This window comes from Oligoflexus sp., from assembly GCF_035712445.1.
Classification (GTDB): Bacteria; Bdellovibrionota_B; Oligoflexia; order Oligoflexales; family Oligoflexaceae; genus Oligoflexus.
In genome coordinates this window covers 128943-142430 of the sequence record NZ_DASTAT010000145.1, presented here as the reverse complement: position 1 = coordinate 142430, position 13488 = coordinate 128943, and the positions used below count along the sequence as shown (strand labels likewise).

The following is a 13488-nucleotide window of genomic DNA, read 5'->3' as shown; positions in this document are numbered from 1 at the left end:
AGGTTTGCGACAGGAGTCGCGCCGGCTGCGCTCGCCTGCAGTTTATCGTGATTTATCTTCGATACTTACAATTGGGTGCGCTTTTGCAAAAGGTGGCCGCGGTCCCTGTGGGTGCTGTTCTTCCCGTAGAAGGTCTTTCGGAGTTATAGGCTTATGTGGCGTTTCCTGGCTGTTCTTTTCGGTTTGAGTCTGAGTTCTCTTTCCATGGCGGATGAACGTTCAAAGCCTGTGATTGAAAATTTTTTTCACGACCCGGTCCCGCTTCTGGGTGTCGGTGAGGATTCCGTTTCCGTCCGCTTCCATTGGCGGGCGAACGTCAAAAGCTGTCAGCTGGTGATGCAGGAGCAGCTGATTGATGTGAGCAGCGTGACCACGGCGACGGTCAATATTCCGGAAAGCATGGAGGTCCGCCTTCGCTGTGGAACGGCCGAAGCCCTCACGCATATTCCACTGCGGAAAAAAGTGTCGATCATGTCTCTGACTGTGGAGGCGTCGGGCACCGAAAAAATCATCCGCTGGGACGCTTTTGGTGCTGTGAGCTGCCGCATTCAGGACCAGGCGAAGCAGCTTGATGTCAGTGATCAGCCCGCTCAGGGGCAGTACCTTCTGAAAGACGCCGTACCTTCGATTTCCATTCAGCTGAGCTGTGAAGACGCGCAGGGTCGTTGGGCTTCGGCACGTGCAAGCGGGTTCAGTCAGGTGAATCGCGGGCAGAACCTATGGGCCAAAGCCTCCCAGCCTAAAAAGAAATAAATCCAATCGTTTGAGGATGGGCTGCGCTTAAAGCCACAAAAGCGAAGCCCGTAAAGCCTGCGGCCCCTGCCAGCTACGCTAAGAGCGACGGGCCTCCATCGAACACGATTCTTCATCATTCCTAACAACCCCTTAATTTTAAAGAGCGGCACCTACAGGTTCACACCTATCGACAAGTTGGTGGGCCAGTGCTAGATCAAACCCAGGGTATAAAACCCCATATCCCATGAAGGACAGTTTCATGCGCAACCTATTTCTTGTGAGTTGGATCTTCGTCTTCGCCTCGGCCCCTTCCTACGCCGAGACCACGCGGCCCGCGGGTTTCGTCCATGCGGAAGGTGCCGCGTTGCAGGTGGACGGCGAGCCTTATGTTTTTTCAGCCGCCAATAGCTATAACATGCTCGATTCGAAGGCTGCCGCCGATCAGCAGTTTGCGTCGCTGCAAAAACTGCAGGTGAATGCGCTGCGCATCTTCGCCTTTTCGAACTGCGAGAAGCCGGCTGATCCCAAACGATGCCTTGTGTATAACCGCAGTCCGGGACGCGTGCCGGCGCAGCTGGAATTTCCCGAGGAAGCCTGGCAGCAGCTCGACTATGTCCTGATGCGGGCGCGGGAGCTGCAGATTCGTCTGATCATGCCGCTCGCCAACTATTGGGATGAGTACGGCGGCATCAATAAACTCGGAGAATGGGCCGGCCTTCCCGTGGAAGTGAAGCCCTATTATGATCGCGAGGATTTTTATAGATCGGAAGCCGCGCGGGCGGTTTACGAAGCGATCGTGAAGCACATGGTCGAGCGTGTGAATCACAGAACCGGCGTCGCCTATAAGGATGATCCCACGATCCTGATGTGGGAACCCATCAACGAAGCCCGCGGCCGCTCCGATATCAGTGGCCTGACCGTGAGCCAGTGGATCAACTGGGCCGCAGGCATCATTAAAAAATACGATGCCCATCATCTCGTGGGAAGCGGTAGCGAAGGCTTTTTGCAGGATTATGTGCCGTCCGCCGCAAGCGTCCCCGGTTTCAATTACAACCAGTATCCCTTCCAGGCCTCGCGCTTTCATAGCGGGCGGCGGACCAATCCCGTCACCCAGGTCGTCGAAAATGAAACGCTCGTGCCCGAAGGGAGCTACTTTTTGGGGGACTGCAGCCAGCCCCTGGTCGACGTGTGCTCCTTCCACGCCTGGCCTTACAACTGGTTCGCCGTTGACCAGCAGGACGGTGGCACGTTTATTGAAGCTTGGGTCCGAGCGCATACGGAACTCATGCGCAAGGCCGGACTCAATAAACCCCTTTATTTAGGGGAATTTGGTCGGCAGATCGTCCGGGGTTCACCTGAAGGCTGGGATGCCCGCAACAGCTTCTACACCGCCACTTACGCGGTGGCGCAGCGGGAAAATTTGGCTGGCCTGGGCTTTTGGAATCTTTCGACGGCCTCGCCTGCCTCCCTGGATGGTCAGCTGAGTTTCGATGTGATCTGTTCGGATGATCAAGGTTGGGATTCGACCTGTCCTTTGATCCGCGACTTCAGCAGCGCCTTCAGCGAACGGAAGGCCTTTTAAAAAGGAACCGGGATGCAGATCGAAAGCTTCTTTCAAAATGCCAAGGCCGATACGATTGCGACGCTCGTTCCGCAGTTCTACCGCGAGGATTTCCAGTTTCGGGATCCCCTGGTGGCGCTGCAGGGACGCGACGAGCTGATCGCCTATTATCAAAAGCTCTTTGAAGGAGCCGACGACGTGCGCTTTGTCTTTGGAGAGCATCTGCAAGACGGTGATTCCCACATGCTGGCCTGGACCATGACGGTCGAGGCTCCGCATCTCAACCAGGGGAAACCTTTTCCCGTCGATGGCGTTTCTCATGTGAAATATGCGGATGGAATGGTCTATTACCATCGCGACTATTTCGATCTGAGCGCCATGTTCTATGAAAAAATTCCGGTGGTCGGCGGGCTGGTGGGTTGGCTCAAACGAAGGGCAGGTGAAGCCCTTCACGCCTGAATCCGGCGAGTCTGACGAACAGGAATGAATTTTTTGCTCTTTTGGGTTAAGCCACGCACAATTTTTCTGGCCTCGCGTGCAGTCTCCATGCGAGCGCGCTGTCTTAGGGCGCCGCCAGGCGGCGATAGATGGAAACAGGCTGCGGCGGAGACGGTGCGGGAGCGTTCTTGCTGGTGTTCTCGCTGACCGTCAGGAGATCAAGGCCTTTGGCATCGAAGGTGACCGCTTCCCCGTTGAATTCCGTTCCCAGCGTCAAAGTCACTGCGATGGTCCCCAGGGCCTCTTCCACTTTTTGTCCTGGGCTTCGGCGAAAGAGCCAGGCTGTTGTTTCATTTCTCAGAACGATTTCATCACCGCTCGGACTCATATTGCCCGATGAAGGTTCGATAGCCCAGGCTCCGCTGCTGCGGACGAGGCTCAAGGGCACAGAGCCCCCGTTAGGCGCCGCATCAAGCAGGGCCTTCGGGGCCTTGTAGACGTTATATCCAGCTTTTTGAACGAGGAAGAGGTCGCCATCGACCGGATCGATGAAGAGCGTTTCGAAATCCTGCAGTTTTCCACCATAAGTTAAAGTCACAGCCACCACATCCTGGGCTGTCAGATTATTGCCTTTCTGCGCGGGATCGAGCGTCGGCTCCGGCATGCGCAGCACGCGGACTGATCCAGGGGTATTGGCGCTATCGCCGATATCACCAAGATAAAGATAGGAAACGCCAGCCTTCGGGCCCGGCCCGAGGGTGATGTCCTCGCTATCGAGAAACGTGATTCCGGGCAGCGTGAGTCGGCTTACGATCTCGCCGCGCAGGTTGATCGCATAAAGGATGCCGGGACCTTCATCATTGTGAACCCAGAAGAGATTTCCAGGCTGAGGACTGGCGACGATGCCGGACATTTCAATCAGACTCGCATCCACCACATAGCAGGCGTTGGTTGCGGGATTTTTCTCGCAGGTCTGCGGACCGAAGGTGAGGGTTTTGGGTTTGCTCGGTGCTGGACTGGGTGTGGGTGAGGGAGCAGGCGTTGGTTCCGCTTCCATCGCCGTGCCTTCGGAGGATTTTGGAGACTGCGCATCCTGCGTGCTGCCGCTTTCCTGGACGACTCCCAGGCGATGCCGGGCGGGAGGTGTACATGCGTAAAGGCAGACGACGATCAATGCCATGCGATGCATCATGGATGGTGGGACCTCGCGCTGTGAATGCTTATGTTTAAAAATACTTCGGAAATGCGAAGGGGTCAATCAAGGGAGGAGTGGGGGAGAGAAACCCCCTCGTGAACGAGGGGGTTATTCAGGATCATTGGCGATTGAAGTTGCCATCCGCGCGGGACAGTCGGCTGCTACAGGCCGTCACCGTCTGGAATTCCCGGTTGCCGCTCGACGTGCGCAGAGCGGATTCCCAGATCACGGTGTTGCCGTTCTTTTTAATGTACTTGTACTGCACAGCTGCACGAGCCGGCAGATCCACAGTACCGATCCACGAAGCCTGCGCGCTGGCGGCTTGAATTTTCAGCGGTACAGCGCGTGCAGGATTCCAGGCGCCGAGTTCAGGAAGGTTACCGACCACATAGACGTTTTCACCCCAACTGGTATTGGCGCGAGCGATCTGGAAGGTCACCTTGTTTTTACAAGCGCCCGGTGCAGGCGTTGGGGTCGGAGCAGGGGTCGGAGCAGGGGTCGGGTTCGGCTGAGGCGCAGGCGCGGGTTCGGCCTTCGCTCCCTGAGTCCACACCGCATATTCGTTGCCGTAGCTGGCAAGATTCCAGCCTGCACCGGGGCTCCAATCATTCGGTCCCATTTTCATGGCCACGCGGCCGTTGCTGCCTTCGATGATGGCTGCGTAAAGACCATTCTCGGCTCTTTGAATCGAAACGCGCGAGGTGGACGTGATGCCCACCGAACGACGGGCGTTCACAAGGTTTTTCAGATCCTTCTGCAGGTTCCATTCAAAAACGTGGGTTGAATAGATCGTGGGAATACCGGGATGGGTCAGGTTATAGGCATAGGCGGTGAGCACCTTGTCACAGGGCGTGGGCCAATAGTTTTGACCGCTGCCGCAGGACCCGGACGGGCCCGTATCATGGTTATCGACGAAGGTCACCATCTTCTGCGGCCACCAGCCGATCGCACCCGCAGGACGACCCGAGGCATCGCGCAGACGACCGTAATCGCCGTCACGCAGAACCTTGTTCAATAGGCCTTTGGTGGTAAAGTCAAAGGCTGCGCAGATGCCGCCGGTGTTATTCACGTAGTCCACCATCTGCTGACGGTGATCATCGACGCGATCGTAATTCAGATCGGGCCAGATTTCACCGACGCAGAAGTTGGGACGGCTCGCTTCCACATACATCTTCGTATATCCGGGCGAGTAACCCTTGGCAAAATCGAAGCGCCAGCCGGTGAAACCCACACCGCGCAGACGCTCGTTCATCCAGGCTTTGATATCGTTCTGCACATAGGCCTTGGAATGGTCGATGTCACGGGCAGCCGTATAGTTATCACCCGAATCGTTCCCACCGCATTTGCCATTCCACTCGTCATTGTTGGTCACCGCATCGCAGCCCCAGCTCGGATTCGAGAAGTCAGCATAATCGCGCGTCCCGACCCGGTGGTTGATGACGATATCGGCAATGGATTCGATTCCGACCCGGCGCAGGCTGCGGATAGCCTCGGTCAACTGCGATTCTGTTCCATAGGCCGAATTCAAATTATTCAGCTGACGCGGCAGATACCCTTCCTTGGCCGCGGAATCGGACGGAGGAGGAAACCACACATGGGTCACGCCCAGATCTTTGATGGTGGCAGCCCGGTTCTGCAAGGTCTCGTAGTAGCGACCGTTGGCAGAATTCCAATCAAAGCCCTGGAACAGGATGGCGCTGGAACTTCGATTCTGCTCCACCACCTCGGCAAAACTGTTGCCAGACAGAAACAGCGACAGGACCAAAAGAGAACGATTCAGCTGGGAAGGCGGAGTCCACCCGGAGCGCGGTGTTTTCAGTGTGTGATTCATGTTCCGTCCTTTAGTGTGAAAATTTACCAAACGTGCCGACAGTTTTCTCATTAACAGAATGCGCTTACCGAACCCATCAAAATTCGCAGCCTCATTGAAATATTTAACCGCCCTGAAAAATGATTTCTGCAAATCCGTATGTACGCGATGCCGCTTGCCTCAAGGGGTGTAGCGATTAGGTTGCACATCCACGCTCGCCTGCACTCTCCAGACTGCATACCAAAGCAGCATCCGATGCCGAGTTTATAAGGGTTTACGATTTTTCGCTGAATTGATCGGGCGCCTTCCTGGTAAAATGTTGGCATCAATCGACACAAAACCGCATCAACCCTCGGGGAGGCACCATGGGGCTTAACGGCCGTTATGGTTTTTTAAGCGATTTTTCCAGCATGAGCGAAACGGAAGCACGGCGGCGCATTCAGCGGCTTTACGAAAACTTCGGTATACAGGACTTTCAGTTCTATGACTGGGCCTACAGCTATTCCGAAGCCACGCAAGGCGATCATTGGACGGATGCGTTTCTGCGAAGCCGCCCGATCAGCCGCGCCACGATCCTGGCCTACATCGACGAGATTCACCGATGCGGTGGTCGCGCCTGGGCCTATGTGCAGGCCGTCGGCGCGGAAGAACACGACCTTGATTATCTGAAGCCCCATGCCTTTCGCCTCGTCGATCGCAACGGTCGACCTTATGTCCACGCCGCTCGCTTCCCTTGCTATTTCGCCAATGCTGCCTGGGCTCGATTTATGGTGAATAGATGGGCGCCGGACATTATGGAACTCGGTTTCGATGGCATTCATTGGGATACGCTCGGAGCCATCGCCGGAAACTATGATGCGGAGAAAAGTGGTGTTCTGGAATTCATACAGCAGAGCGCGGAGCTTCTGCCCATCTTCGGACTGCAGCAGACGATGAACTTCGTAAGCCTTGCCTGGTGGGATCCTGCGGTGGTCGAAAGATTTTTAAGCTTCCCTTATGTCGAAGTCTGGAGCGCCGAGGAGGAACAAAGATACTACGAGCAATTCCATGGTGGTCCGCTCGCGGGTCGCCGGGCCGTGATCGCCTATTACCCGTCTCAGGACATCCCGGACGGATGGGATGAATCCCAGACCATGCTGGTCCGCTGGAGAGCCGCCGAGAATCGCGGATTAAGTTACCTTTTGGTGGGTGATGACTTGCGGCGTCTCCATAACGAATATTTCCCGAACAACCGCGACCTCCAAAGCCAGGAAATACGCGCCCTTCAGCGCTCTGTCTAAGTTTACGTGTAGGAAAATTACTCCATCCCAACCCGGACGCAGTCCTTGGAATTCGGGTTGGCCCGCCTCTTTATGATATCTTCAAACTGCCTCGCAGCAAGCAACACAGCCTCATGTGAAAGCGTCTTCTTTTGGGAACAGCTCACCTTTGTGTTTTGTAATTTGTAGTTTTATTTCATCTCGTCATTGACGGCTTAGAGATTTTTCAGATAGAAACTTCGCTAGTGGGGAACCTGAACTCGCTCCATTTCGAAACTGATTCATGGCCGCGCATTCCTTGTCCATCAAGAACGCCATCACACTTCGATGATGGTGGGTTGCTCTATATTGGTCTAAACCCGAGGTGCTTTATGAATGCAGTATCAAAAAAACTTGTGAGTGTTTTTCTGATCGGCCAGCTGCTCGCCAGTTGTTCGGACAAGAAAGACGACGGCGATTCCCCCGAGCCCCAGCCTCCGTCCGAGGAGCCCGGACAACCGGGCCAGCCTGAGCCTCAGCCGGAGCCGGCGAAACCGGACACATCCTGTGCTGCGGATAATAGCTGCATCGACGTCAGCAAGGCCTTCATGCTGGGCGAAACCGTGCCGGTCAGCCGGGCGAAACGCACCAGCATCGGCCGCAAGGATGATATCAGTCCATCCGGAGAAATCGTCGCCCGGGGCGTGGACGAGATCAAAACAATCTACGGCGCCGATCGCGTCCTCGGTTGGGATGCGCTTGACTTCGTGAACAAGCAGTCCACAACGCTGAAAGTTGATCGTCCGGACATCATTCTCCAGGCCTTTAACATGACCTACGGGTACATCGAAAAGCAGCTGCCGCAGCTGGAAAGCGCCGGTTACAAGATCATTCAGATTTCGCCGCCGCAAAAGACCCTGGAGCGTTACGGCATCTGGTGGGAAAGCTATCAGCCGACCGATAACCGGGTCTTCCAGAACAAGCTCGGAAGCGAAGCCGAGCTGCGGTCGATGATCAAGGCTGCCCATGCCCGCGGTATCAAAATCGTAGCCGACACGGTCCTGAACCACATGGCCGATCCCCTGCGTTATAATCCTGATGAGCCCCTCCGCTATTCGGATCTTTATAAACCGTCTGACTTCGCCAACTACGATCTTTATCTGGATCTGATGAGCTATAAGCTTCAGGTTCTGAACGGGACCGTGAATGAACTGGCCTATTTCTATGCTCCGGAACGCTCGCTTTATAAGCGTTTCCAAAGCTTCCTCCAGGAACGCGGCAAGACCATCAGCGAGGTCCTGCGCACCAATACCGAGCGCACCCGTTATGAAATCTCTTTCATCAAAGAGCAGATGCCCTGGATGTATTCCGACCTGAAGCGCCTGTCGGGTGATGCGGGCGTGACCATCAGCTGGAATGGTGATGAGGCGAACTGCTCGCAGTTCGGCCGCACGACGTCCTGCCTGCAGAGTGATGGCTTCATGAAGCACTGGCGCGCGATCTTTGGTAACGGCGCCCTTATTGTGCGCGGCTATTACTTTGAATTGACGGCTGACAAGTATCCTATCTATGAAAATGAGTGGGATAACCTTGAGAAAGTAGCCGTGAAGTGGTACCCAGGCCTGCCGTCTTTGGACAAGAAGAGCGCTTATGTGAAGAAAACTCACGTCGATCTTCTGGAAAAAATGGTGCGCCTCGGCATCGACGGGTTCCGTCTGGATGCTGTGAAGCACATACCGAAGGATTACTTTGCTGACCTGATGGTGGACCTCAAGCAACGCCTGGCCGACAACACCGAGGAGGTGGACGGCGAGCTGCTGCAGGATAAATCGCTCTATGTTTACGGTGAAATGGCGACCAGCAAGGTGGACATTGCCAACCACTATCGCGACGGCATGGATGTCACCGACTTCTTCCTGCTCGATACCTATATGTATTCCACGGTGTTCAAGGAATCCTTCGATCTTTATGGCCGCGGGGAAGAGAACTGGCAGAAGCTCCGTCGCAAGAATCTGGTCGCGTCCCTGGAGGCGGGCAACAATCGCGACTGGCAGATGATGCTCTATCCGATCCCACGCGCCACGGAAAAGTCCTGGTTCTCGCTCAAGGACTTCAATAAAGACGAGTATATGAAGGCCCTCAAGGCTCCGATCTACTTCGCCCGTATTCACGATTCGGTCGTCGGCGATATGTTCATCCTGAAGAACTATCAGCAGGCGATGCTCGGTCACGCTTATATGCTGACCGCGACCGATGGCCGTGCCCTGGTTTATGGTTCGGATGAAGACGTGGCTATCAATGCCGGTGCGGACTATAAGGAGAAAGTGGTCCTCGGTGGTCTGAAGTTCCGCCAATTGGCAGGCAACCTGCCTTACACCGACCGTTTCGAAAACAAGGAATACTGCCGCGAGTGTGAAAGAAAAGATCTGATGTTCGTCGATCGCGGTGATGCCGCTGTTGCGATCCTCTACTCGGGTGTGCAAGAACTGAAAATCGAGAGCATGAAGTTCCCTGGTCTGAAACAGGGCTGCTACGTGGAGCTTATGAGTGGTCGCCGTATGACGGTGGATGCAGGTCACGTGGCTTCCCGGAGTGGAACTACGGCGGTTGCTCTTCCTCCCCGTTCCGCGGCTTACATCGTCGCCACCCAGTGTGATGTGAAAGAAGTGAACGCTGACGTCAGCGTAGATCAAGCCGGCGAAGAGCCCGCGCCTCCGGCCTCGGTTGACTTCGCGATCTATCTGCGCGGTTCCGTGAACAGCTGGAATGCCGATGCTTCCTATGCTTTGACTCCAGCCGGCGAAGGCTGCTTCGCGGTCACCACCAAACTGCCCCAGGGCGTCACCGAATTCAAATTCGCGGACGAAACCTGGGCCCAGCTTGATATCGGTGGCGGTTCGCAGGCGGACCTCACCCTGGATCAGACCGTGAAACTGGTCAACCGCTTCGGTGAAGCCAGCACGGAACCCAAAAACCTGACTCTTAAACTCAGTCGTGCCGAGACGGTTCAATTCCGGCTCTGCAAGCCTGATCAGAGCTTTCCGACTCTGAGCGTGAAAAAAATCTGAACCCCTATCGAGGGACGTCCGACTTCGGTCGGAGGTCCCTTATTGCGTGAGCGAAAAAACGCCCTGCTGACGGGGAAAATGATACTCCGCAAAGGCATGAAATCCGCCCTGCGTTTCCAGCCGAAAACTTTCCAGATGCAGTCCCGTGGCGGATCCTTCGAGCACATGAAAATGATTCCGTGAGGCCTCGTCCCCGCGTCCGCGACTCGACGTCGTCGTTCCACAGCTGACAAGGACCAAAGGCGACGAGCAGGGCGTGGGTTTCACCGGAACAACAGCCGCCTGATGCACATGGCCGGTCAGAATCAGATCGAGACGCACACCACCACAGACATCCTGCCAATCCGCTTCCAGAGAGGGATGATGAAAGCCTTGATCCATCATTCCAATCGGATGATGCAGGGCGAGAATGTGAAAGTCCGCGGGGTCGGCCTTGGCAAACGCATCGCGGCACATTTCAAGCTGGGAGCGGCTCAGACGGCCCTGCACGAGTCGTGAGTAGGGCTTTACGCTGTTGAGCGCCACCACGGTGGCCCCAGGCAGTTGCGCGACTGTATCGAGCTGCTTCTGAATATGTTCCTTGTAGCGGGCAAAGGGCATCAGCAGCCGTTCCCAGAAGCGATACAAGGGAACATCATGATTGCCAGGACAGACCACAACGTGCGCGGTCAGCGTGCGGGCCTTTTCCAGAAACTCAGCAGCCGCCACAAATTCGCTGTGCTTGGCTCTCTGTGTCAAATCGCCTGTAATAATCACTCCATCTGGCCTGAGGCTTGCAATGGCATCCAGAAGTTGCCCCCCAATGGAATCTGAATAATGGGGCCCAAAATGGAGATCAGAAACATGAATCAGCCGCATGAAGTCTCCTACGATCCGTTCGCTCAACCGTCAGCCGCTCAGAAGCTGCAGACTCAGGAGGCGGAATGCAACTCCCGGTCCGAACTGGTGGAGGAAGGTTTGCCCTTTCGGCATTATTTCTTTGTGATCAACCCGGCTTCCGGGAGCGCCAACGTTGAAAAACTTCAAAGTTATGCGGAAGAAAAGGCGCAAAAACTAGGGAAAAAAGTCGGCTTTCACTTCCTCAAGCCAAAGGATGATCTGCCGCGGATCATGCAGGACGCTGCCCGCAATGGGGCTGAAGTCTTCGTCGCCGCAGGCGGAGATGGAACGCTGGCCTCGGTCGCGACCGAAGCCTATCGCCTGGGTCGGGCCTTTGGTGTGATCCCCTCGGGCACCGCGAATGTCTTCGCAGCCGAGCATCTGATTCCCAAAAGCATCGAGGACGCGGTTGACATTGTGTTTGACGAAGGTTCGGTGGAACCCGTGGACCTTGTGCTGGTCGATGGGAAAGCCTTTCTTTGCCACATCAGTGTGGGCACCTACTCCTGGATCACGACCGCGACGCCGCAGGCCGCCAAGAAAAGATTCGGCCGGATCGCTTATATCTGGAACGCCGCGAAGCTTTTATTCAAGGAAAGGATCTGGACGTTTGAACTGGACGTGGATGGCAGGCGCATGATGCGCAGAGCGTCCACCATCATGGTGACCAACGCCGGGTCCATGGGCGCCACAGGGCTGCGCTGGGGCGAGAATATCAGCACGCATGATGGCGTTATGGAGATTTGCATCATTCGCGCGCGGAATTTCCGGCATTATCTCTCGCTTTTCTGGTCGTTTCTGACCAAGAAACCGCATCATCCTTTGCGGGAGTATGTTTACGTCAAACGCCAGGCTTCCATCAAAGGCCCGCGGCATCTGCCCATCCGCGCCGACGGCGAGGAGATCGGCAAGGGCATGTTTGCCCTGACGGTCGAGAAACATGGGCTGGGTGTGCTGATGCCACCCAACGCCCGCGAAAACCTGCATTAAAGTGCTTCATCAATCGGCAGCCAGCCGATGACCCTGACCTTCAGGCGTTGCCAAAGGCTGCTGTCCGGTTCCTCTTCGAAGATCACCTCCGCATTGCGCCGGAGTCCCTGCCAGCGGATTTTCTCGGATGGATCTTCGCAATTCGGTTTACATTCCAGGCTCACCTGCCAGCTGTTATTCGGCTGCATGCCCTGCTCGATCATGGTGACGAGCTGATCCGCGAATTCCCGGCTTTTGATGAGGATTCCGCATTCGGTGTTGAGGTCTGCGGACCTTGGATCGAGGTTATAGCTGCCGACAAAGGAAAACTCGCGATCGATCACATAGGCTTTGGTGTGAAGATTCGCGCGGCTCGCAAGCACACCTTTTTTGCCTTTGGAACGGGCCGGCTGATTATCGCTCCGCCATTCATAAAGTTCCGCGCCGGCTTCCAGCACCTGATCTCGGTATTTGGCGTAGCCGGCATGCGCGGCGAGGACATCGTTCGATCGCATGGAGTTGGTCAGCACCCTGGTTTTTACGCCTTTTTTCCGCCATTCGCGTATTTTCCGCACAAAGGCGCGTGAGGGGATGAAATAGGCCGTTTCCACCAGCAGTTCCTGCGTGGGTTCCGGCAGTTTCAAAAGCTGATCCCCGAGGGTTTCCGCCTCGTCGTCGTAGACGATGTCGGGTGAAGTCGCCAGAATACGAAAAGGCGCCCAAATCATACGGTTCAAACGACTGACAAGCCAGGGATAGGATTTTTCAGCCTCCAGAACCGGGAGATCCATCTGATTTTCAGGCGCAGCGTCAAATTGTTTGCGCAAAGCCATCCAATCCGGCGAATCGTGATCCTTCAGATTTTCTCCGGGATCATTGACCGGCACCGAGGCCTCGGCGTTCCAGTACTGATCGAATACCTTTCCAAAGCGTCGGGCAGCGGGCCCGGCGGCCAGGACATCAAGATCACGGAAGTTTTTCTGACCATTCAGATCGAAATATTCATTGCCGATATTCCGGCCACCGACAACGACCAGACTGCCATCGACCAGAAACAGCTTGTTGTGCATGCGATGAGTCATTCGATCATAGTCAAGGACCATCTCCAGGCCGCGGGTGATGGCACCCAGGCCTTGGCTGCCTGTGCTTGCGGGATTGAAGAGCCGAATCTCGACCAGAGGGTGCCGATCCAGGGCTTTGAGCAGCGAACGATCCTCGCCTTTATGAATGTCATCGATCAGGATGCGCACCCGCACACCCCGTTCAGCCGCATCCAAAAGTCGCGAGAGTATCAGCCGACCCGTGCGGTCATTCCGCCAAATATAATACTGAATATCCAAGGAACTCCGGGCCATGTCGGCGAGTGAGGTTCGAGTCCGCAGGGCTGTTTCACCGTCAATCAGGGGATAGAACCCGGATTGCTTCGGATACAGTTTCATTTTTTCCTGGATGAGTTTCACAAGCGGCGCATCATCGGGAGGCGGCAGGGCCGAGGAATGGGGAGCATGCTGCCGTGAACCCAATGCATGCGACGCGCAGCCTGACAGAATGAAAGGGGCGATCAGCATGGTAAGCAGGAGATAGACGAGCATGGT

General features: G+C 55.6%; 10 protein-coding genes. 6 read left to right on the top strand and 4 right to left on the bottom strand.

All coding sequences use genetic code 11. The features are described from left to right. Positions 1 to 153: 153 nt before the first annotated feature. The 3 genes from VFO10_RS31195 (at position 154) to VFO10_RS31185 (ending at position 2755) form a co-directional block, all read left to right on the top strand. Entirely contained in the window at positions 154 to 753 is a 600-nt protein-coding gene (locus tag VFO10_RS31195) for a hypothetical protein (protein WP_325145955.1), read from the top strand. Positions 754 to 994: 241 nt separating this feature from the next. After that, entirely contained in the window at positions 995 to 2317 is a 1323-nt protein-coding gene (locus tag VFO10_RS31190; protein WP_325145954.1) for a hypothetical protein, read from the top strand. A gap of 12 nt (positions 2318 to 2329) precedes the next feature. Further along, positions 2330 to 2755 (top strand): nuclear transport factor 2 family protein, encoded by a 426-nt coding sequence (locus VFO10_RS31185; protein WP_325145953.1) that lies wholly within the window; start codon positions 2330 to 2332, stop codon positions 2753 to 2755. A gap of 103 nt (positions 2756 to 2858) precedes the next feature. Here VFO10_RS31185 and VFO10_RS31180 read toward each other — a convergent pair whose 3' ends face one another. Together VFO10_RS31180 and VFO10_RS31175 are read right to left on the bottom strand one after the other, a co-directional pair. Further along, the gene (locus VFO10_RS31180; protein WP_325145952.1) at positions 2859 to 3926 is read right to left on the bottom strand and encodes a hypothetical protein; all 1068 of its coding nucleotides are present in this window, start codon (positions 3924 to 3926) and stop codon (positions 2859 to 2861) included. Positions 3927 to 4047: 121 nt separating this feature from the next. Continuing rightward, complete coding sequence (locus VFO10_RS31175; RefSeq protein ID WP_325145951.1) at positions 4048 to 5760, bottom strand: carbohydrate-binding module family 20 domain-containing protein; 1713 nt, start codon at positions 5758 to 5760, stop codon at positions 4048 to 4050. A 344-nt stretch (positions 5761 to 6104) separates the two neighbouring features. On the opposite strand from VFO10_RS31175, the gene VFO10_RS31170 reads away from it, so the two are divergent. Further along, positions 6105 to 7019: a glycoside hydrolase family 66 protein gene (locus tag VFO10_RS31170; protein WP_325145950.1), complete on the top strand. Its 915-nt coding sequence runs from the start codon at positions 6105 to 6107 to the stop codon at positions 7017 to 7019. Between the two features lie 350 nt (positions 7020 to 7369). Continuing rightward, positions 7370 to 10045 (top strand): alpha-amylase family glycosyl hydrolase, encoded by a 2676-nt coding sequence (locus VFO10_RS31165; protein ID WP_325145949.1) that lies wholly within the window; start codon positions 7370 to 7372, stop codon positions 10043 to 10045. A 39-nt stretch (positions 10046 to 10084) separates the two neighbouring features. On the opposite strand, the gene VFO10_RS31160 is transcribed toward VFO10_RS31165, so the two are convergent. Beyond that, positions 10085 to 10903: a metallophosphoesterase gene (locus VFO10_RS31160; RefSeq protein WP_325145948.1), complete on the bottom strand. Its 819-nt coding sequence runs from the start codon at positions 10901 to 10903 to the stop codon at positions 10085 to 10087. On the opposite strand from VFO10_RS31160, the gene VFO10_RS31155 reads away from it, so the two are divergent. Continuing rightward, complete coding sequence (locus VFO10_RS31155; RefSeq protein ID WP_325145947.1) at positions 10889 to 11914, top strand: diacylglycerol/lipid kinase family protein; 1026 nt, start codon at positions 10889 to 10891, stop codon at positions 11912 to 11914. The two genes, VFO10_RS31160 and VFO10_RS31155, sit on opposite strands and share 15 nt — an antisense overlap. On the opposite strand, the gene VFO10_RS31150 is transcribed toward VFO10_RS31155, so the two are convergent. After that, a complete protein-coding gene (locus VFO10_RS31150) occupies positions 11911 to 13485 on the bottom strand; it encodes a phospholipase D family protein (protein WP_325145946.1) in 1575 nt (524 codons plus the stop codon). The two genes, VFO10_RS31155 and VFO10_RS31150, sit on opposite strands and share 4 nt — an antisense overlap. Positions 13486 to 13488 lie beyond the last annotated feature (3 nt).

Coding starts and splice junctions, on each gene's coding strand:
- VFO10_RS31170 (WP_325145950.1), top strand. CDS start 6,105: ATGGGGCTTAACGGCCGTTATGGTTTTTTAAGCGATTTTTCCAGCATG.
- VFO10_RS31185 (WP_325145953.1), top strand. CDS start 2,330: ATGCAGATCGAAAGCTTCTTTCAAAATGCCAAGGCCGATACGATTGCG.
- VFO10_RS31165 (WP_325145949.1), top strand. CDS start 7,370: ATGAATGCAGTATCAAAAAAACTTGTGAGTGTTTTTCTGATCGGCCAG.
- VFO10_RS31160 (WP_325145948.1), bottom strand. CDS start 10,903: ATGCGGCTGATTCATGTTTCTGATCTCCATTTTGGGCCCCATTATTCA.
- VFO10_RS31175 (WP_325145951.1), bottom strand. CDS start 5,760: ATGAATCACACACTGAAAACACCGCGCTCCGGGTGGACTCCGCCTTCC.
- VFO10_RS31190 (WP_325145954.1), top strand. CDS start 995: ATGCGCAACCTATTTCTTGTGAGTTGGATCTTCGTCTTCGCCTCGGCC.
- VFO10_RS31195 (WP_325145955.1), top strand. CDS start 154: ATGTGGCGTTTCCTGGCTGTTCTTTTCGGTTTGAGTCTGAGTTCTCTT.
- VFO10_RS31155 (WP_325145947.1), top strand. CDS start 10,889: ATGAATCAGCCGCATGAAGTCTCCTACGATCCGTTCGCTCAACCGTCA.
- VFO10_RS31150 (WP_325145946.1), bottom strand. CDS start 13,485: ATGCTCGTCTATCTCCTGCTTACCATGCTGATCGCCCCTTTCATTCTG.
- VFO10_RS31180 (WP_325145952.1), bottom strand. CDS start 3,926: ATGATGCATCGCATGGCATTGATCGTCGTCTGCCTTTACGCATGTACA.